Annotated in this window: 16 protein-coding genes; 1 reads left to right on the forward strand and 15 read right to left on the reverse strand. The window is 44.7% G+C overall.

The window, feature by feature from the left end:
* Positions 1-94 precede the first annotated feature (94 nt).
* The 8 genes from HOP08_14990 to HOP08_15025 form a co-directional block, all read right to left on the reverse strand.
* The gene (locus HOP08_14990; protein ID NOT76232.1) at positions 95-1,303 is read right to left on the reverse strand and encodes a tetratricopeptide repeat protein; all 1,209 of its coding nucleotides are present in this window, start codon (positions 1,301-1,303) and stop codon (positions 95-97) included.
* Between the two features lie 12 nt (positions 1,304-1,315).
* The gene (gyrA, locus tag HOP08_14995) at positions 1,316-3,772 is read right to left on the reverse strand and encodes a DNA gyrase subunit A (protein NOT76233.1); all 2,457 of its coding nucleotides are present in this window, start codon (positions 3,770-3,772) and stop codon (positions 1,316-1,318) included.
* A gap of 264 nt (positions 3,773-4,036) precedes the next feature.
* On the reverse strand, positions 4,037-5,038 hold the full coding sequence (locus tag HOP08_15000) for a hypothetical protein (GenBank protein NOT76234.1): 1,002 nt from the start codon (positions 5,036-5,038) through the stop codon (positions 4,037-4,039).
* Positions 5,039-5,127: 89 nt separating this feature from the next.
* Entirely contained in the window at positions 5,128-6,528 is a 1,401-nt protein-coding gene (locus HOP08_15005; GenBank protein ID NOT76235.1) for a hypothetical protein, read from the reverse strand.
* A gap of 24 nt (positions 6,529-6,552) precedes the next feature.
* On the reverse strand, positions 6,553-7,128 hold the full coding sequence (locus tag HOP08_15010) for a penicillin-binding protein activator LpoB (protein NOT76236.1): 576 nt from the start codon (positions 7,126-7,128) through the stop codon (positions 6,553-6,555).
* A gap of 54 nt (positions 7,129-7,182) precedes the next feature.
* Positions 7,183-7,833 (reverse strand): ribulose-phosphate 3-epimerase, encoded by a 651-nt coding sequence (locus HOP08_15015; GenBank protein ID NOT76237.1) that lies wholly within the window; start codon positions 7,831-7,833, stop codon positions 7,183-7,185.
* Between the two features lie 23 nt (positions 7,834-7,856).
* A complete protein-coding gene (locus HOP08_15020; protein ID NOT76238.1) occupies positions 7,857-9,470 on the reverse strand; it encodes a S8 family serine peptidase in 1,614 nt (537 codons plus the stop codon).
* Positions 9,457-10,143, reverse strand: a complete 687-nt coding sequence (locus HOP08_15025) for a hypothetical protein (GenBank protein ID NOT76239.1) — start codon at positions 10,141-10,143, stop codon at positions 9,457-9,459. The genes HOP08_15020 and HOP08_15025 overlap by 14 nt, the downstream gene beginning before the upstream one ends.
* 78 nt (positions 10,144-10,221) lie before the next feature.
* Here HOP08_15025 and HOP08_15030 point away from each other — a divergent pair, with 78 nt between their 5' ends.
* A complete protein-coding gene (locus tag HOP08_15030) occupies positions 10,222-10,806 on the forward strand; it encodes a hypothetical protein (GenBank protein NOT76240.1) in 585 nt (194 codons plus the stop codon).
* An 8-nt stretch (positions 10,807-10,814) separates the two neighbouring features.
* Here the strand turns inward: HOP08_15030 and HOP08_15035 are convergent, their stop codons facing one another.
* The 7 genes from HOP08_15035 to HOP08_15065 form a co-directional block, all read right to left on the reverse strand.
* A complete protein-coding gene (locus tag HOP08_15035) occupies positions 10,815-11,801 on the reverse strand; it encodes a glycosyl transferase (GenBank protein NOT76241.1) in 987 nt (328 codons plus the stop codon).
* A 7-nt stretch (positions 11,802-11,808) separates the two neighbouring features.
* On the reverse strand, positions 11,809-12,465 hold the full coding sequence (gene trmB / locus HOP08_15040; protein ID NOT76242.1) for a tRNA (guanosine(46)-N7)-methyltransferase TrmB: 657 nt from the start codon (positions 12,463-12,465) through the stop codon (positions 11,809-11,811).
* Between the two features lie 12 nt (positions 12,466-12,477).
* Positions 12,478-13,752, reverse strand: coding sequence for a bifunctional folylpolyglutamate synthase/dihydrofolate synthase (locus HOP08_15045; GenBank protein NOT76243.1), 1,275 nt, complete (start codon positions 13,750-13,752; stop codon positions 12,478-12,480).
* A gap of 137 nt (positions 13,753-13,889) precedes the next feature.
* Positions 13,890-14,492: a PorT family protein gene (locus HOP08_15050; protein NOT76244.1), complete on the reverse strand. Its 603-nt coding sequence runs from the start codon at positions 14,490-14,492 to the stop codon at positions 13,890-13,892.
* A 1,424-nt stretch (positions 14,493-15,916) separates the two neighbouring features.
* Positions 15,917-16,462 carry an acyltransferase gene (locus HOP08_15055; protein ID NOT76245.1) on the reverse strand — a complete coding sequence of 182 codons (546 nt, stop codon included), beginning with the start codon at positions 16,460-16,462 and terminating at the stop codon, positions 15,917-15,919.
* Positions 16,462-18,459, reverse strand: a complete 1,998-nt coding sequence (locus HOP08_15060; protein NOT76246.1) for a urocanate hydratase — start codon at positions 18,457-18,459, stop codon at positions 16,462-16,464. Before HOP08_15060 ends, HOP08_15055 begins: the two co-directional genes overlap by 1 nt.
* A gap of 28 nt (positions 18,460-18,487) precedes the next feature.
* Positions 18,488-19,255: a patatin-like phospholipase family protein gene (locus HOP08_15065; GenBank protein NOT76247.1), complete on the reverse strand. Its 768-nt coding sequence runs from the start codon at positions 19,253-19,255 to the stop codon at positions 18,488-18,490.
* Positions 19,256-19,260 lie beyond the last annotated feature (5 nt).

A 19,260-nucleotide genomic window follows, 5' to 3' on the forward strand; every position in this document is an offset into this window, starting at 1 on the left:
CATCCTGAGTTTACATTCTCTTACTCAGGACCCATTTCATAAAAAAAGCCGCCCCGATATTTTCAGGGCGGCTTTTATGCTTTATGCTCAAAGACTAGTCAAGAAGTCCAAGTGCTTTCATGTGCTTGGTGATACGCGCAACCTTAGGCTGATCGTCAAGGTCAGTATAAATTCCGTAAAGAATATCCAGAACCTTTGAATCATCCGGGCTTAGCTTTTCAGCAGCTTCCCAATATGGAAGTGCAATCTTCAGTTTTTCAACATATACCTTGTCCAATTCGAAACGTTTCTTTTTATCAGCAGCAGTGATACCAAGCTGATTCATTTCCTGTTTCACCAACTTAGCGTCAATGTAAACGTTGTCCGCAAGACCAAACTGTGCATCAAAGTACTTGGAGTCAATTTTAAGAGCTTCCTCGTATGCTTTTCTAGCCGCTGGCCAATCCTTAAGTTCAGTATTGATTACGCCCAGGTAATACCATGTTTCCTTGTTGCTTGGGTCAGCTTTGATTTGTCTTTCCATTGCTGCCTTTGCTTCCGGCAGACGTTCCATCTTGATGTACATGTCCAATTCAAACTTTGGAAATTCTACATTGTTTGGATGCTTAGCCATCGCCTCTTTGGCAGCTGCTAAAGCCTTCTCATTATCCTTAAGCTTGTCGCGATAGATGCTGATCTTTTGAAGGAATGCATCAGGATTCTTTCCGCCAGAAGCGATATAGCTATCAATATAAGCAATTGATTTCTGCCACTCTTCTGCAGATGGTCCGAAGTAAACTCCGGCATTCATAACAATAGAAGTGTCTGTAGGAATGAAATAAAGAGTGTTCTCTACAAGGGCGAACGCTGCCTTGTAATCTTTCTTGTCCTGATATTGAGCGATTGCCTTATTGAAATATTTTTGTGCCAGAAGGATCCTTGCAGTTTCGTTCAACAAAGGAAAGCCATTAGGCTCAGTGAGATGCGATATTGCCTTAGGTTCAATTTCATTTGATTTATCAAACGCTGCCTTTGCCGTAAGAAAAGGAGTTGGATCCAGCTTTTGGAATGCTTCATTTTTGGTGGTGTCCATGGCCGCATAGATAAGACCTTTCAGGAAGTAAGCTTTGGCAGCATTCTTTGAAGGCATGCCCTTTTTATCTTTCATGAAATCGTCAGAGCCAACAGTAGCATCGATGATACTTTTTGCTTCATCAATCTTTCCTTCACGTAATGCTTTCTCAGCTTTTGAAGTACTTGGCTTTATTTGAGCAAACACCATGGCTGGGATCGCTACAAAAAGTATTAAAACAATCTTTTTCATTTTCGGTCTATTTTATATTTCGGTTTGATTTGGTTTTTCTTCGTCTAGTGGTTTATCTCCCCCTTCTACCTGCTCTATTTTCTGAATCTTCTCAACAGAAGAGATCGCATCATCCTCGTTCAATCGGATTACTCTTACTCCCTGCGTCGCGCGTCCCATGACCCGTAATTCTTCTACTGCAATTCTTATGCTAATGCCTGAACGATTGATAATCATCAACTCATCATTATCTCCAACCTGCTTAATTGCAACAAGCTTGCCAGTTTTATCCGTGATATTGATCGTTTTTACGCCCTTTCCACCACGGTGAGTGATTCTATAATCATCAATTGAAGAACGCTTGCCGAATCCCTTCTCAGAAACGACCAGCAAGTTAGCATCTTCATTTCTTATACAAACCATGCCGATAACCCTGTCGTCGGCGCTTTCCAGCGTCACACCGCGTACTCCGGCAGCCGTGCGTCCCATAGGCCGAACGTCTGATTCATTAAAGTGAACCGCCTTACCCTCACTCTTAGCAATGATAATATGATTCTTCCCGTTTGTCAGTGCTGCTTCCAGTAAGCGGTCTCCTTCATGAACTGTAATGGCCGTAATTCCATTAGCCCTCGGCCGTGAGTATGCCTCAAGCGAGGTCTTCTTGATCACTCCTTGTTCTGTACAAAGAATGACAAAGTTTTCATTCAGATAAGCTTCGTCTTCAATGTTCTTAACATTAAGAACGGCCCGTACTGAATCTCCCGGTTCAATGTTGAGAAGATTCTGAATGGCGCGCCCCTTTGAGGTCTTCGTTCCTTCCGGAATTTCATAAACTTTCTTCCAGAAGACTTTCCCCGACGCGGTGAAAATCAAAAGGTAATGATGGGCATGTGCAATGAACAAATGCTCCGTGAAGTCATCCTCTTTGGTAGAAACTCCCTTCGACCCTACTCCACCTCTGCCCTGTGTTCTGTATTCAGACAACAACGTTCTCTTTACATATCCCTGGTTGGAAATGGTGATCACCATCTCTTCATTCGGGATCATGTCTTCTACTGTAATATCATCTTCGCTGGCAACGACAAGCGTTCTGCGCTCATCACCATAGCGTTCCTTCATTTCAGCAAGCTCTCCCTTAATGATACCCATTCTCACAGGCTCACTTGCCAATATCTCATTCAGACGCTCAATCAATGCCTTCACTTCCTTATACTCATTCTGGATTTTTTCTCTTTCAAGACCTGTCAGTCTTTGCAATCTCATTTCGAGGATGGCCTTCGACTGGATCTCGGAAAGCTGGAACTTCTCCATCAAACCAATTTTCGCAATCTCAGGATCTTTGGAATTACGGATCAAAGCGATCACCTCATCAAGATGATCCAACGCGATCAGATACCCTTCTAAAATGTGAGCACGCTTTTCTGCCTCTGCTAATTCAAACTTTGTTCTGCGTACTACCACCTCGTGTCTGTGCTCAACAAAATGAACAATCAGATCCTTCAGGTTAAGTGTCTGCGGTCTTCCCTTTACCAGTGCAACGTTATTTACACCAAACGAAGACTGCAGCTGAGTGTATTTGAAAAGGTTATTGAGAACGATATTAGGGATCGCATCTTTCTTCAGATCATAAACAACCCTGTATCCGTCACGATCAGACTCATCACGCAGATCGGTAATGCCTTCTATTTTCTTTTCGTTGATCAACGCAGCAGTCTTCTCAATCATCGTTGCCTTGTTCACCTGATAAGGTATTTCGGTAACAACGATCTGATCTTTTCCCTTTGCGTTGGTAACAATCTCTGTCTTGGCACGAACGACAATCCTTCCGCGACCGGTAAGGAATGCCTCTTGCACACCTGAAGTTCCGTAAATAATACCACCGGTTGGGAAATCAGGTGCAGTAACGATCTTCATCAATTCAGGAATGGTGATCTCCCGGTTATCGATGTAAGCAGTAATGCCATCCACAACTTCTGTAAGATTATGGGGCGCCATATTGGTCGCCATCCCTACCGCAATACCAGAAGATCCATTGATCAGCAGGTTAGGGATCTTTCCGGGAAGCACCGTAGGCTCCGTAAGGGAGTCATCAAAGTTGGGTTGGAAGTCAACGGTTTCCTTGTTGATATCAGCGAGGAGCTCTTCTGCAATTCTTTTAAGCCTGGCTTCAGTATAACGCATCGCTGCCGGGAAATCCCCGTCAACTGAACCGAAGTTCCCCTGGCCGTCTACCAATGTGTAGCGTAGTGACCAGTCCTGTGCCATACGCACCATCGTATCATAAACAGAAGCATCCCCGTGTGGGTGATACTTACCTAACACTTCCCCTACGATACGGGCTGATTTCTTATACGATTTGTTATAGTTGACACCAAGTTCCTGCATTCCAAAAAGAACCCGGCGATGAACGGGTTTTAGTCCGTCACGAACATCCGGAAGAGCCCGGGAAACGATAACCGACATCGAATAATCGATGTACGCGCCACGCATTTCGTCTTCAATATTGATCGGGATGATGTTCTGCCTTGGGGGTAAAGCACTGGTCTCTTCTGCCACTGTATTTTAGTCGATTACTGAACAATAATTTAAAGGCCGAAGATAGCTAAAACGGATCGGATTTCGATACCCGGAATGGGTTAAAATGGGGGGAATTTGTGGGTTTTTTTGAAGGTTCTGACTACCTCAGATAGTCGGCCTTGAGGTTCCATCCTCGTCCTGTTTTTACCACTGGAAATCTGGCCTGAAACCAGTACCTCAATAAGGGTTCATCTTCTTTTTATTCTTCCCCTTGTACTTGATCAGGTTGGGATGATTCTCCCCGTATTGAGGATTCTGTTTTTTATAGAAAGGATGAACCCGGCTCCTATACTCACGGTCACCGTGGGCATGGTTGATCTGAATTCTGCAATCAGCCATAAAGCATTTGGGAAGTTCAGGTATGCTGTAACTGATTCCCACGTTGACATACAATGCATTAATGTTGAGATCAATGCTCTTCTCACGTCCCGGTGTATGAAGCGTATAGTTCTTGATCTCGAAAGACGGTCTCACAAAAACCTTCAGGTATTCAGACAACTCGCGCTCAGCAGTAACGCCGACATTCACATAGATCCCTTTATCAATGAGATCGCTTTTAAAGTTGGAGCCCGGATTGTATCCTCCAATCTGCGCATCACCTGTGAAGAGATAGTTGCCAAGTCTGTAAAAGGAAACTCCTATCAACCCAAAGTATTTATTCATCCAGCCCGAACTTGGTGCCGGTTGAAAGTTCAATATCCTGTCTCCATAAGAAATGGGATGAAGACTTCCAATATTCATAAGCTCATAGGAATACCCAATCCCAATCCGATACTTCTCCTTAAACTCATAATGGATCGTAAGCTTGAGAGGAATGTTCAATGCATTGCCTTTGAAACCCAGCTTGGTGGTATCCGATGAAACCTGGAATGCAGGACTTAATCCTGGCACACTATCCGGCGAAAAGGTATTCACCCAGTTGTTATAGAGACCGCCAGATCCTACCGGAAAAATACGGGGGCCTGCACCATTATTTGATGGTTGATAAATCCCAAAGCCACCCAGCTCGTGACTCACGAAAGTATTCCCGTATCCTGTGCTGAAGCTGAACTTGACGTTCTTGAGAATTGACCGTGGCCGATGCTTGATCTTGGCGTAGAAGTTCTCGAGGGGAAAAGTGTTCTCTTTTTCCTCGTCCTGAGCCTGCAAATCCATCGCCAGAACGAATAATCCCGACAAGGAAAGAAGTAAAATGTAGACGGCTCTTCTCAGAACTTTCAGTTAAAAAGTTAATAATCCTTTAAATAAACTAATAAAATTTACCTGAGTCAATAATATCCATGAGTGGGATAGTTGCTTTCAAGGCTGCTAAAGGTATGAAAAAGGGTCTGGCCCTTTGTTACCTGGTATGTAAAGTCATGTTTTTGACTTTTCCCCTGCCCGTCAATGGTGGAGAATGTCAAAGCATTGGCGCCTTCTTTCAGGGAGATCCTAGAGTAGTAAATGCTGTGTGGGAGGGTTTGCCAGTTCCGGGTATCGGCCTTTTCTGTAATCGCATTCACCATCCCCAGCAATGACCCCAGTGCTTTGTCGTCTTTCTTCAGTTGATATTCAGAAGCCTTCTTCAAAGCCACCCGGATCAACGCCTTGCTGAGCTCCAGGGTCATGCGCTCGCTAAGGCACTTGAAAGCAACTTTATTGACATCTTCCAGCAACTCCAGCGGCCGCTCAACTCCATCAATCGTAACGGTGGAGCTTGAGAAATACACAGGTCGCTCAATGTACTTAGGGAATGCCACCCTAAAGAACTCGAGACTCGACAAGCCCTTCTTCTCTTTTTCATCATAACCACCAATGTTAAATGGAAATGTCAGACCAAGATTTGAATTACTGAAGATCAGATAATTATCGCGTCTTGCTACAGCAAAGTTGATGCTCCATTCCGCCTTGACGGGACTGAGTCCATTGTGCCAGAAGAAGATCAGGTCCGCTCCTTCACCCGGTGTGTATTGATAATCCGGCATCCCAAACTGGATCTTATAACTCTCAAATTCACTATCCATCCCACTCAACTTGGCAGTGCGTAGAAGATCATATTTAAGTTGCTCCGGAGGCCCGACATTGAACAGCTTTTTGAAATCTTCATCATAGATTTCAATAGCATTCCGGTATGCAATGAAGGCATTGTTGTAGTCCTTGTCGGAATCATAGATAAGTCCCATGAGCGTATTGATAAGCGCGTCCTTCCGGTACTTATTATCGGAATCATAACGGTCTGTAAGCTGCTGGAGCCGGATATTAAGCCGTCTGCATTCAACCAAAGCTTCATCAGGTTTGTTTAATTTGAGGTAGTTTAAAGCCTTGAAATACAGCAACATAAGGTGTTCGTGATCTTCTCCTTTGTAGGCTGTGAAATTGGGATTTGTAAGGTAGGAGCCTACTTCATTGAGATAGTTGATATGATAATCTTCTCCATAGAGGAATGCCTTTTCAAAGTACTCGTTGCTCTCCTCATATCTTCCCATCAGCGAAAGCAGAAGTCCATTGTTGACATCAAACAGGAATTGCCTCTTTCCTGAAGCCTCTGTCGGATGTGAGCGGAGTGTCGTGAGTGCCTTGTCAAGATCACCCTTTTCGAACTCCTGATTGAAAGAAATATTGGATTGATAATAAGTAGCGCACGAGCTCCAGAGCGAAATGATTGCCAGTATGAGTAGAACCTTTCTCATAGATCGAGCGCCGGTATAGAGGGTCTAATTTTTAACGTACTTTTTGATCTCTTCCTGACCATACCAGACTCTCTTGTTAGTCTCCATGTCAGTCAGAAATAATGTTGTTACGTAATTGACCAGTCTCTTCTTTTGATACACGTCCGTTTCAGAAGTCATCTCACCAAACAGCATCAGGTTCGCTCCTACTTCCATTCCCCATTTCGCCATGGTAGCAGGATCAGCAAAGTCAGCCTGCTGTGCACGTTCAGCGCGGAGCTTATCGCGGAATGAATCGGATTCCACCAACTCAGCAACACCGGAATTGAAGATCGCGAGCTCCATCTTCTTCACATAATTATCTGCATCAATATGCTCGCTGGTCTTATTGCGGACAACGCCTACAATAATAGCAGGCTTTCTTCCAAGCTGTTTGGAATACTCCTTGAACTTGTCGCTATTCAATAAGTTGGCAATCATCTTGTCAGCGATCTGCCGGGAGTCCGTATCATTCCACCGGCCGCTCAGGTCCATCGATTGAGAAGGATCCAGACGCGTAACAGAACGTGAGCAGGAACCGGAAATAAACAGGACCAACAGTAAAAAGATGAGGGGCTTCATGAATGTTTTCAATGACTTAGATCAAAATTTCTGCCAACATTCAAAAAGCACAAATCAGACTTTCTTGAGCTGTTGGATGACTTCTTTTGGATTCGTTGCAGTGAAGATAAGGTTACCCGCTACCAGCACATCGGCTCCGGCATCCATTAACGGACGCGCGTTGGTAAGGTTGACTCCTCCGTCAATTTCAATTTTTGCAGATGACTTCTTAGCAAGCAAAAGTGCTTTCATATCCCTGATCTTCTGATAGGTATTCTCAATAAATTTCTGAGCACCGAAGCCAGGGTTTACCGACATGATCAGAACAACATCCAGCATGTCAACGATATTCTCAAGATCCGCTACAGGCGTATGAGGATTGATAGCCACCCCTGCCTTTGCACCCAGATTTTTGATCTGCTGGATATTTCTGTGAAGATGAGGACATGCCTCAATGTGAACTGTAATAGAGTCTGCACCCGCTGCATGAAAAGCTTCCACATACTTCTCTGGCTTGACAATCATAAGGTGAACATCCATCAGCTTTTTAGCATGACGTTTCACCGCTTCCACCACCGGAATGCCGAGTGATATGTTTGGAACGAAGACGCCATCCATGACATCAATGTGGATCCAGTCTGCTTCACTTTCATTGATCATCGTGATCGCCTGACCAAGATTTGAGAAATCAGCAGATAAAATGGAAGGGGCTACAATTGGTTTCATAATATGCTTTCAAAAATAGCATATTATAGCTTCACAAAACGAAAGGTTTTGATAACTGTTGAGGTCCTTACTTTGAGGATATAGACTCCCGCCGACAGGTTTGCAATCGAAATGGTTGTTGGGTTGTCAAGCCAGGTCGTGTACAGCACCGGGTTGGATAACAGCTTTCCCTGCTGATCATAAAAACTCAGCTCCACCGGACCAGAAGGCAGATCTTTAAAGGATAACCGCAGGCTGTCAGCGGCAGGATTGGGATAGATTGCCACGGCATCACCTGAAGCATTGGACTCCAGATAGTTCTTAACCGCTGTGTAATTAGGAAGTCCGTAGCCCAGGCGATTATCAGGATTGGCAGCCTTATCCGCAGATAATCTAATGGCCAGTACAACTTCTGCTGGCTTCAACTGTGGATACGCCTGAAGCAATCCCGCAACAAGACTGGTAATAAGCGGTGCTGCCAGGGAAGTTCCGCTCTCCGATCCCACTGCGCCACTCGGTAAAATTGTAGCGGTACTTAATCCCAATGCAACGACATCCGGTTTAATGCGTCCGTCAGCAGTAGGCCCAAACGAGCTGAAGTTTACTTTGAGTCCCGCATTGTTTACAGCACCCGTTGCCAGGATACCATCTACGTCTGCCGGTGGCGTTACCAGGCTCCACTCCTTGGCTCCTTCATTACCGGCACTGACAACGACAATAATAGCTCTGTCTCTTGCCATGGCTGCTGCTTTGGAGATCACTGCTGTCTTTCCGTCAAGATTGGCGATGGTATAATCCATGGTAGGATCATCAAACAGATTATATCCCAGCGATGATTGAATGATATCCGTGCCGGCACTATCTGCTTTCTCCGCAGCAAAGGTCCAGTTGTATTCTTCAATTCTGTATTCAGAAGATATGTCTTCCGTCAGGAATAAATTGTAGTTGCTTTTATACGCACCGCCTTCATAATTATCGGCGATGGCAGCAATGACAGAGAACACCTGTGTGCCATGCTTGTCGAACTGATAAACGTTGCTTGAGTTGGTAACAAAGTCTTTCACCAGCTTCATTCTTCCTTCAGCATAAATAGATTGAAAAGGCGCAGCAGTATTCACACCCTGAAAACCGCCATCGAAAATGCTGACCATTATTCCTTCCCCAAAGATGCCGTCGCTGTGCATTTTATCCAGCCCGATCATCTGCAGTTGAGTACGTGTTGCCTGAGCGGCGCCGGTACTGTTCTTCATCTTCAGCTGTTTGACTCTTCCACCGATCAGCTTGGTGCCGGGTGCCACCAGTTCAGCTCTTGCCACCATCGGAAGCGCTGTAATGGATGACAGTGAAGCAGGTGTAGTTTCGATCAGCAAGGCGTTCATCCATTTCGAAGTGAAAAAGACTTTTACATCCGCAGGTGTTCCCGTAGCATTCTTGACTTGTGTTACATAAGATGGCGTGACGGGAAGATCTTCCTGGTTTACGGCGATAGCACTCTTGTTTCTCCTGGCAATCGCTTTCGCGGAAAGGAATGCCTCAGGTTGACTGATCGAAAATGGATTGCTGTTCTTGTCTTTAAAGAAAACAACATACCGGTTCCCTTGCGCACAAAGCGTCGATGAAAAGAGCGTCAGAATGAATGCTATCCTACAGGCCGCCATATTCCTTTATGGTCTGTTTCAGAACACTTCCATTCTCTACAATTTGTTTGCCAATGCAGTTTCCAACAGTGCAATATTCCAGCACCGTTGCCTCACGATAGACCAACCCCACGGATTTTGCATAAACGGATCTTCTCACATCCTGACGAACGATGGGATCGTTCTCATTATTTTCAAAGACGGTCACGGTATTTTCAAATGCGATACCAGTACTCTCAAATCTCTTCATCAAGTCGGAAGCTACGTAGTTGTCGCATTGAAGTGATCCATCCGTGCACCGGTCATTTCCACCTAATGTATTGAATGTATTTCCATTCCAGCTTTTGCCTTCGCTGATGGGAAACGCAATTCTTAAATAGGATATGTTTCCTTCCTGGACAATCGCTTCAAAGTCGGTCTTGCGTGCTGACCAGCTGGTGATGGATGTCCAGGTCTGTGTTGCGTCGCTGCGCTGAGAGCGCTCAAGAATATAATCTACCCTGCCATTGGCGGAGATGGAATCCGTGATCTGAATCTTTAATTCAAAAGAAGAAGTCGTCTGACCTCCCAACTGAGTGATGGTGGTTTGCAGAACATCGTACGTCCAGAACGCACCTACCTTGAGTGGGAAGTACTGGGAACCACTGTCTTTCGGCTGGACCGATCTGGATTCACAGCCTAGCAGGAGCAACAAGAAAATAAAAGTGATTTGATTCCGCCTCAACACATCAAACTTATTTACAAAGTTATTTTTTCTTTTTGATATTTGACCATGTTAGAAAAGCCTCTCATTTACGTTGGCCGGATCACGAACCTGAGCGATGCACGCTATTGTGCAGGCATGGGTGTGGATATGCTCGGCTTCTCCATTGATCCCTCCAGTGAAGATTATGTAAGCCCAAAGACCTATCAGGAGATTATCGGCTGGGTATCTGGCCCAAAGCGCGTGATAGAAATTTCCGGTGAACCCAATATCAAATGGGATGAAATCATGGAGCAATACAAGCCTGACCTGATTCATCTCTCCTACACTCGCAGCAATGACACCCTGCCGGATATTCCGGTTATACTTGAACTGACTTTTTCAGAATGGATGAGTGATCAGAATAAGTTATCCTCATTGCCTTTGTCAATACAACATGTTCTGGTAAAAGATGTTCCAGCTGAATTCAACGACACGTTTGATAGTTCAGGGTTTACAATCCTCCTGGCATTGGATTCCACCACCACTGAGCCGCTCTCTCATTTTCTGAAGGCCGGTGTTGATGGATTTGCATTGCAGGGAACGAAGGAAGAAGCCCCCGGATTAAAGGACTATGATCATCTTTCGAGGATACTGGAAGAACTGGATGAGTAAATGTAAGCTCAGCTGTACTTTTTCATTAATCTCTCCACCGCTTTGCCTGCCACTTCCGGATAATGGACATCAAGTCGCTGTTTGGTATCCAGCCACTTCTCAATCTTCTTTAAGCTTCTCTTTCTAACTTTTTTAAGAACGGGTACATCCATTTTCTTCAGCGCTACTGCATTGCACTTCTGTTCGTACTGACTTTTCATAGGAACGACCAGCAGCTTCTTGTTGAGATGCAACACTTCTGCAGGGGTTTCAAATCCTGCTCCGCAAAGAACACCCGTGCTGTTCACCACACTGGTGATAAAGTCTTCACCGCTTACCGGAAACACCGAAATCCTTCCAACATGGTAAGGCTGCTTGGTGTGCTTTGAAAAGATATGCCATTGAATAGCAGGGAATTTCATCAGGAGCTTTACCAGTTTCTTATCATCATATGCAGGAAGATAAACCGTATAATGACCCTTGTCTTTCACCTTGGCTTCCGCAATTGCTTTGCGAACCACTGGCGTAAAGATATTCTTGTCGTATTCCTGAAAATGAAATCCGATGTAATTATCAACCGGAGCATAGTTCCTCAACAGCCATTCACCAAAAGGATCATGAATTTTTGGCTTGGGAGTCTTTTTGGAAAGCAATGACGACTGATGACTCAGCCCAACGATCTTTATTTCTTTTTTCCTTGCAGCCCATGCAGTGATGGGTTCAAAGTCATTGACGATCAGATCATACTTCTCAACAGGAAACTCATTGATCTCTTTCACAACCTCTTTTGAACTGTTCTTCTGGAAAGTCTTATAGAAATTAATTCCGCCGCTCTTGCCGAAATAAAAGCTCAGACCCTTTGACTTATACTTTACAGGATATGGCAGTTTGATCTCTGCCTGTGCCCCACTGACGAATAGATCCAGCTCGCCGTACTTCTGAAGCTCCGGGATAATATCTACCGCTCTGCTTAAATGACCATTACCGGTTCCCTGAATTGCATAGAGGATTTTCATAACGTTTTCATTTAAAGCGAAACCTAAGATACTTTATCTTTTCTCCCTGAGAGGCAAACATCTCTTCATATCGTGTTTTGATGTCAAAGCACTCGGGACGAAGAGAAGACTCATAAACATTATCTGTGATCTGGAGATCGTCTATATCCGTGCGCGCCTTTAGCTCTTCAAGTGTGTACTCAAACAATCCTGTATTATCTGTCTTGAATCGGAGATATCCGCCGGGCTTCAGCACTTTCTTGTACAGATCCAGGAACCGTGAGTTGGTGAGACGCCTTTTGACATCTCTCTTCTTGGGTCTTGGATCGGGAAAGGTCAGCCAGATCTCATCCACTTCATGATCTTCAAAAAAGCTTTCAACATTCAATATGTTGGCGCGCAAAAATCCAATGTTGGAAATATTCTGTTCGACGGCGAGCGTGCTTCCTTTCCAGATGCGGTCTCCTTTTATATCCACGCCAACGTAATTGCGATCAGGGAAAAGTTTGGCAAGCGCAACAGAGTACTCCCCTTTGCCGCACGCGAGTTCAATGGTGATGGGATTTTTTGACGTAAAGTAAAGTTCGTTCCACTGGCCCTTGATCTTCGGATACAGTTCTTTGCCGGGTTCTATTACATTCGACCGCTCAGCAATAACAGCAAAACGGAAAAGCTTATTTTTCAAATGCTGTTCTTTTTAAAGTCCATTTATCTCTGCAACAACAAACGTGCTGCCTCCCACAAAAACCAGGTCATCTTGCTTTGCATTCTTCCATGCAGCATTCAATGCATCGTTGACATCCGGTATGATTTTTCCTGTGAGTCCGTATCGCTCTGCTTCCGTTGCCAGATCAGTTGCGTCCAGTGCTCTTGGAATTTTCGCCTGGCAAAAATAGTAAGTTGCGTCTTTCGGCAACAGGTTAAATACTCCTGAGAAGTCCTTTTCTTTCACCACTCCAAAGACAAAATGAAGATGATTATGTGCGGTGGATTTTATTTGTACAATTACTTCCTTGATGCCAGCCTGATTATGTCCGGTGTCACAGATGGTAAGCGGAACATCCCGAAGCTTTTGCCAGCGCCCTTTTAGTCCGGTAAGTAAAACTACATCTGCAATTCCTTTTTTTATTGCCTCGTCAGGAATGACGTATCCTTTCTTTCGGAGTTGTTGAACAGACTCCAGCACTCCTGTTATATTCTTCTTCTGGTAACTGCCTTTCAATCCGGGTTTGAGGATCAGCCAAAGGTGGTTGTTCTCGACTGCAAGCATCCGATCACCTTCCGGCACGAGCGTAATTGAATCACTCGCGAAACGGATATCCGATTTCATTGAATGAGCTTTCTCAATAAACACCGATTCTGTTTCGGATTGTCGCTCGCTCACCACAACCGGCACTCCTTTTTTAATGATCCCGGCTTTTTCCCCGGCGATCTCTGTCAGCGTATTTCCCAACAGATTCTGATGATCAAAGCTGATGTTCGTGATGACTGAAAGTTCAGGTGTGATGACATTGGTGGAATCCAGTCTTCCGCCAAGGCCGACTTCAATTACTGCAATATCAACTTTCTGATCAGCGAAATACTGAAACGCCATGGCCACGGTCACTTCAAAAAAAGACGGTTCAATGTCCGTGATGGTGCCTTGCATTCTGTTGACAAAATCAACGACCGACTGCTGTTCGATTTCAATGCCGTTGATCTTGATCCGTTCGGTAAACTCTTTTAGATGGGGCGATGTGTAGAGCCCGGTCTTGTATCCTGCTGATTGCAGGATCGCGGCGAGCATGTGCGAGGTACTTCCTTTGCCATTGGTGCCGGCAACATGAATGGATTTGAATTTATGCTGTGGATTGTCCAGTACTTCACACAGGCGTATGGTGTTGGTGAGGTCATTCTTGTAAGCAGCAGCCCCTACCCGTTGAAAGATGGGCAGGACCTTGTACAGATATTCTATCGATTCGGAGTAATTGATAACGGTTAATTTAAGAAGGCCTGATGGAAATGTTCCGTTCTGATGATTATGTGAATGTTAATTAATGACGATTCAAATTTACACAAACAAAAAAGCCGCCCCATTTCTGAGACGGCTTTTGTAAATATTTTCAAGAATTACTTACCGAACTTAAGAAGCTTGAATCCAGCAGATAACTGGAACACCTGGTTCTTTGCAGACCCGCCGGAATTCGCATTATCAGTAATACCGAGATTGTAACGTGCATCGATCGTTAAACCGAAAGGAAGATCCCAGCCTGCGCCAAGACCTATGCTTACGTCAGAACTTTTAACATTATCCTTAATGTCTTGAGTTATTTTATTACCATTTATATCAAATGTGTCTCCTTTTGCAGAAGTAAGAAATCCAAACTGTGGACCTGCCTGAAGGTTCACTCCACCCACCAGGTAAAGTTTCAATATGATTGGAATGTTTACATAACTAAAGTTATTCTCAAGGCTTCCACCATTGTACTTAATAGAAGTTCCCTGTTGAGAAAAAATAACTTCAGGCTGAAGACCTATCTTTCCAAATTTAGCGAGGAAGAATGCTCCTGCATGGTAGCCTGTACGACCGTCATAGGTTGTACCCGCATCTCCACTAATGTTCGCAAAATTTAATCCACCCTTAATACCCAGTGCAAGCTGAGCCTGACCTTGTGCCGTGTGCAATGCTGTTGCCGCAATAATTGTTAACAGTAGAATTTTTATTTTTTTCATAAAGTTTTGTTTTGAACTTCAGTAACAAAAGTAATACCAGAAAACGAGTTGAGGAAATTTTAAAATGCTGTTTTGACTGTTTTTTATGCCGAATAACGTTGTTATCGATGTCATATTGGTGTTATCACCAACCTCAAACCATACTCCTTCATGCGACTACTTAATTGTTGCGATGTGATAGCCCCATTCGGGGTGTCCTGTTTGTAGTAAAATTTTATAGAGGAGGGATCTTAGCTCCGTAGGATCGGCCTGTTCTTTTTTGTCTTAAGCACTCGCATCCCAATCAGGAACAGGCCACTCCTACGGAGTTATGTCAATTAGATAATGTACCATCTACAAACAGGTCGCCCCTAGCGGGGCTATTGTGATTGGGACGATCTTACTTATTACAAAGATTTGTTCTTTAGGCAAGTTCTGTCCCATACTCTCCATGTGACTACTTAATTGTTGCGATGTGATAGCCCCATTCGGGGCGACCTGTTTGTAGAAGTGTCCATGATTGAGGTGGCAAGCTCCGTAGGATCGGCCTGTTCTTTTTTGTCTTAAGCACTCGCATCCCAATCAGGAACAGGCCACTCCTACGGAGTTATGTCAATTAGATAATGTACCATCTACAAACAGGTCGCCCCTGGCGAGGCTATTGTGATTGGGACGATCTTACTTATTACAAAGATTGTTCTTTAGGCAAGTTCTGTCCCATACTCTCCATGTGACTACTTAATTGTTGCGATGTGATAGCCCCATTCGGGGCGTCCTGTTTGTAGTAAAATTTTATAGATGAGGGATCTTAGCTCCGTAGGAGCGGCCTGTTCTTTTTGTCTTAAGCACTCGCATCCCAATCAGGAACAGGCCACTCCTACGGAGTTATGTCAATCAGATAATGTACCATCTACAAACAGGTCGCCCCTAGCGGAGCTATTGCGATTTGAACGATCTTACTTATTATAAAGATTTGCTCTTTAGGCAAGTTCTGTCCTATACTCTCCATGTGACTACTTAATTGTTGCGATGTGATAGCCCCATTCGGGGCGACCTGTTTGTAGTAAAATTTTATAGAGGAGGGATCTTAGCTCCGTAGGATCGGCTTGTTCTTTTTTGTCTTAAGCACTCGCATCCCAATCAGGAACAGGCCACTCCTACGGAGTTATGTCAATTAGATAATGTACCATCTACAAACAGGTCGCCCCTATCGGGGCTATTGTGATTGGGACGATCTTACTTATTATAAAGATTTGCTCTTTAGGCAAGTTCTGTCCCATACTCTTCATGTGACTACTTATTTGTTGTGATGTGATAGCCCCATTCGGGGCGACCTGTTTGTAGAAGTGTTCATGATTGAGGTGGCAAGCTCCGTAGGAGCGGCCTGTTCTTATTTTTTTGCCCCATGTTGGTGTTATCACCAACCTTCATCTCATCTCATCTCTCTATTGAAACCCCAACTCCGGATTCTTTCCCGTGATCGTTCTGTAAAACGCTGTCAGCTTCTCAAGATCCTTTTCAATATCTCCCGAAGGAAAGATCGGATCCGCTACCACTACCTTCTTATTTCCAAAGTCAAAGCCCACCGGAACAATCGGAACATTTGCACCTTTGGCGATGTAATAAAATCCTGTTCTCAGCTTCTCAACTTTCTTGCGCGTTCCTTCCGGTGCCATCGCAAGAATAAACTCCTTATGCTCATTAAAGATCTTGACCACCTGATCAACCATGTCTTCTTTCGTTGTGCGCTTCACTGGATGTCCTCCCAATGCACGGAAGAACCATCCAAACGGTGGCCTGAATAATTCACTCTTCCCCAGGAACTGCGCTTTGTAAATTCTCAGAAGACTTCTTGCCGCAACACCCACCAGAAAATCCCAGTTGCTTGTATGCGGTGCCACTGCAATGATAAACTTCTTATCCGGTGGCATCTGTCCTTCGACTTTCCAGCCAATAATTTTAAAGATCAATGAATAAAAAGGTCTGAACATTATACGATCTTGTTAATGAGAGCATCGTCCGCGATGTGCGGCACCGTAACCTTCAGGTCAGGATTAAGACTCAACGCACGCTGAATCGAATCCATCGCTCCTTCATTCCTTGCCCATGAACGCCGGGCAATGCCATTGTTGACATCAAAATATAACATGCTCTGCAGCTTGCGATCTGCATCGCTGCTTCCGTCAAGCAATAAACCAAAACCTCCGTTGATCACCTCGCCCCATCCTACTCCACCGCCATTGTGCAGCGACACCCATGTGGCACCACGGAATGAATCACCAATCACATTATGAACCGCCATGTCCGCCGTAAAGCGTGATCCATCATAAATGTTGGAGGTCTCACGGTACGGACTATCCGTTCCCGATACATCGTGATGATCACGACCTAAAACAACCGGACCAACTTTACCATCATGAATAGCTTTGTTAAATGCTGACGCGATCTTCATGCGACCTTCCGCATCAGCGTAAAGAATACGTGCCTTCGATCCAACAACAAGATTGTTTGCTTTGGCAGACTTGATCCATGCAATATTATCTTTCAGCTGAGCGTGAATCTCTTTTGGTGCCGTCAATAATATTTCATCCAGGACTTCGCGTGCAAGCTCATCGGTGGCATCAAGATCTTCCTGACTTCCGGAAGTGCATACCCAACGAAACGGACCGAATCCATAATCGAAACACATCGGTCCCATGATATCCTGAACATACGATGGATACTTAAAGTTAATACCATCTGTTGCCATCACATCCGCACCTGCTCTTGATGCTTCCAGTAAAAATGCATTTCCATAATCAAAGAAATACGTTCCTCTTGAGGTATGATGCTTGATCGCGGTCGCCTGTCTTCTCAAAGAATCCTGAACTTGCTTTTTGAATTCTTCAGGATTGCGAACCATCAGTTCATTCGCATCTTCAAAGCTCAGTGACACCGGATAATATCCACCTGCCCACGGATTGTGAAGCGACGTCTGATCCGAACCCAGATCAACCGTGATCTCTTCAAAGGCAAAACGCTCCCACACGTCCACAATATTTCCCTTGTAGGCTATCGATACCGGTGCCTTGCTTCTCTTCGCTTCCGAAACTTTCTTCACAAGTTCGTCAAGACTATCCGTCAGCTCATCGACCCATCCCTGTTGATGTCTCTTGTCTGCCGCTTTCGGATTTACTTCCGCTATGACTGAAATACATCCTGCAATCTTCCCGGCCTTTGCCTGAGCGCCACTCATTCCTCCTAAGCCTGATGAAAGAAATAACTTCCCTTCAAGGCTCTCTCCTCTTTTTGCAATCTTCCTTCCTGCATTCAGCAATGTGATGTTGGTGCCATGAACAATTCCCTGCGGACCAATGTACATGTAAGAGCCTGCAGTCATCTGTCCGTATTGAGTAACACCCAATGCGTTATACTTTTCCCAATCATCCGGCTTTGAATAATTAGGGATCATCATGCCATTCGTAACCACTACTCTTGGTGCTTCTTTCGATGATGGAAACACTCCCATAGGATGCCCTGAATACATGTGAAGCGTTTGCTCATCGCTCATTGTGGCGAGATACTTCATCGTTAGGAGATATTGTGCCCAATTCTGGAACACAGCTCCATTGCCACCATAGGTAATTAGTTCATGAGGATGTTGCGCGACAGCAGGATCCAGATTATTCTGGATCATCATCATAATGGAACCTGCCTGCAATGACTTGTAAGGATAATCCCGAAGCGGACGGGCATGCATTTCATATTCAGGACGAAAGCGATGCATGTAGATCCTTCCAAACTTCTGAAGCTCTTCATAGAACTCTTTGACGAGCTCTGCATGATGCTTAGGATGAAAGTAACGAAGCGCATTTCTCAACGCCAGCTTCTTCTCTTCTTTGGTAAGAATGTCCTTCCTCGCCGGTGCATGACTGACAGTCGTGTCATAAGCTTTCACTTCCGGTAACTTATCCGGTATCCCTTGTAATATCACTTCCTGAAAAGTCAAACTCATAGCTTATAACTGAAACCTGTTGTTAAGAAAGCATTTCTTCAAAGTGCTTCCCTTCAAAATTCTCTTTGGTAAACTTATACCCTACCTCAAATATCTCTTTTGCCCTGCCAATATCAAACACGGTATACTTGTCGAGTCCCGGTGGCTCGATCACAACATCACACAGTTGTTTGCTGCTCCAGGTAATCGCTCCGATCGCCATCAGCAGACTTCGTTCCACTACCGCGCGTGTGCTATGTGCATCAAAGGTGGGTGTGACAAGATTACAATGAGATCCGACAACAAAGTCGCACGTTCTTGTGAGTGGCATGGACGGCAGATTGTCCAGTATTCCGCCATCGACATATAAACCATCTTTCAATTGAAGCGGATAGAATATTCCTGGAATGCTGCACGATGCAAGGATGGCCGGGATCAGCTCACCCTCATTCAGATAATGGATCTCGCCCTTCTTGATCTCAGTAGCTGCAGCTGTAAAAGGAAGTTTTAGTTTCTTGAAATCATTTTCCGGAAGATACTTATGAAGGAGGTCACGCATTCCATCCATTCTCAACCACCCGCCTGCTCCCCATGCCGGGCGAACAGACTTATAAAGAGAAACCTGCTGTACGATCTCAAAAATTTCTTTGGGTGAATACCCATGCGCATACAATGCTCCGACGATAGATCCGGCACTCGTTCCCGCTATCTCGCAAAACTTGATTCCCAACTCTTCCAGTGCCTGAAGCACTCCTATGTGGGCTACTCCCCTTGCTCCACCACCTGATAACGCAAGTCCGATTTTCTTCATATGTT

The sequence above is a fragment of the Cyclobacteriaceae bacterium genome (assembly GCA_013141055.1).
Taxonomy (GTDB): Bacteria; Bacteroidota; Bacteroidia; order Cytophagales; family Cyclobacteriaceae; genus ELB16-189.

Bases quoted from the DNA above. Each gene is read 5' to 3' on its own strand.
- HOP08_14990 (NOT76232.1), bottom strand. From the start codon at position 1,303: ATGAAAAAGATTGTTTTAATACTTTTTGTAGCGATCCCAGCCATGGTG.
- gyrA (NOT76233.1), bottom strand. From the start codon at position 3,772: ATGCGTGGCGCGTACATCGATTATTCGATGTCGGTTATCGTTTCCCGG.
- HOP08_15005 (NOT76235.1), bottom strand. From the start codon at position 6,528: ATGAGAAAGGTTCTACTCATACTGGCAATCATTTCGCTCTGGAGCTCG.
- HOP08_15010 (NOT76236.1), bottom strand. From the start codon at position 7,128: ATGAAGCCCCTCATCTTTTTACTGTTGGTCCTGTTTATTTCCGGTTCC.
- HOP08_15015 (NOT76237.1), bottom strand. From the start codon at position 7,833: ATGAAACCAATTGTAGCCCCTTCCATTTTATCTGCTGATTTCTCAAAT.
- HOP08_15020 (NOT76238.1), bottom strand. From the start codon at position 9,470: ATGGCGGCCTGTAGGATAGCATTCATTCTGACGCTCTTTTCATCGACG.
- HOP08_15030 (NOT76240.1), top strand. From the start codon at position 10,222: ATGTTAGAAAAGCCTCTCATTTACGTTGGCCGGATCACGAACCTGAGC.
- HOP08_15035 (NOT76241.1), bottom strand. From the start codon at position 11,801: ATGAAAATCCTCTATGCAATTCAGGGAACCGGTAATGGTCATTTAAGC.
- HOP08_15050 (NOT76244.1), bottom strand. From the start codon at position 14,492: ATGAAAAAAATAAAAATTCTACTGTTAACAATTATTGCGGCAACAGCA.
- HOP08_15055 (NOT76245.1), bottom strand. From the start codon at position 16,462: ATGTTCAGACCTTTTTATTCATTGATCTTTAAAATTATTGGCTGGAAA.
- HOP08_15065 (NOT76247.1), bottom strand. From the start codon at position 19,255: ATGAAGAAAATCGGACTTGCGTTATCAGGTGGTGGAGCAAGGGGAGTA.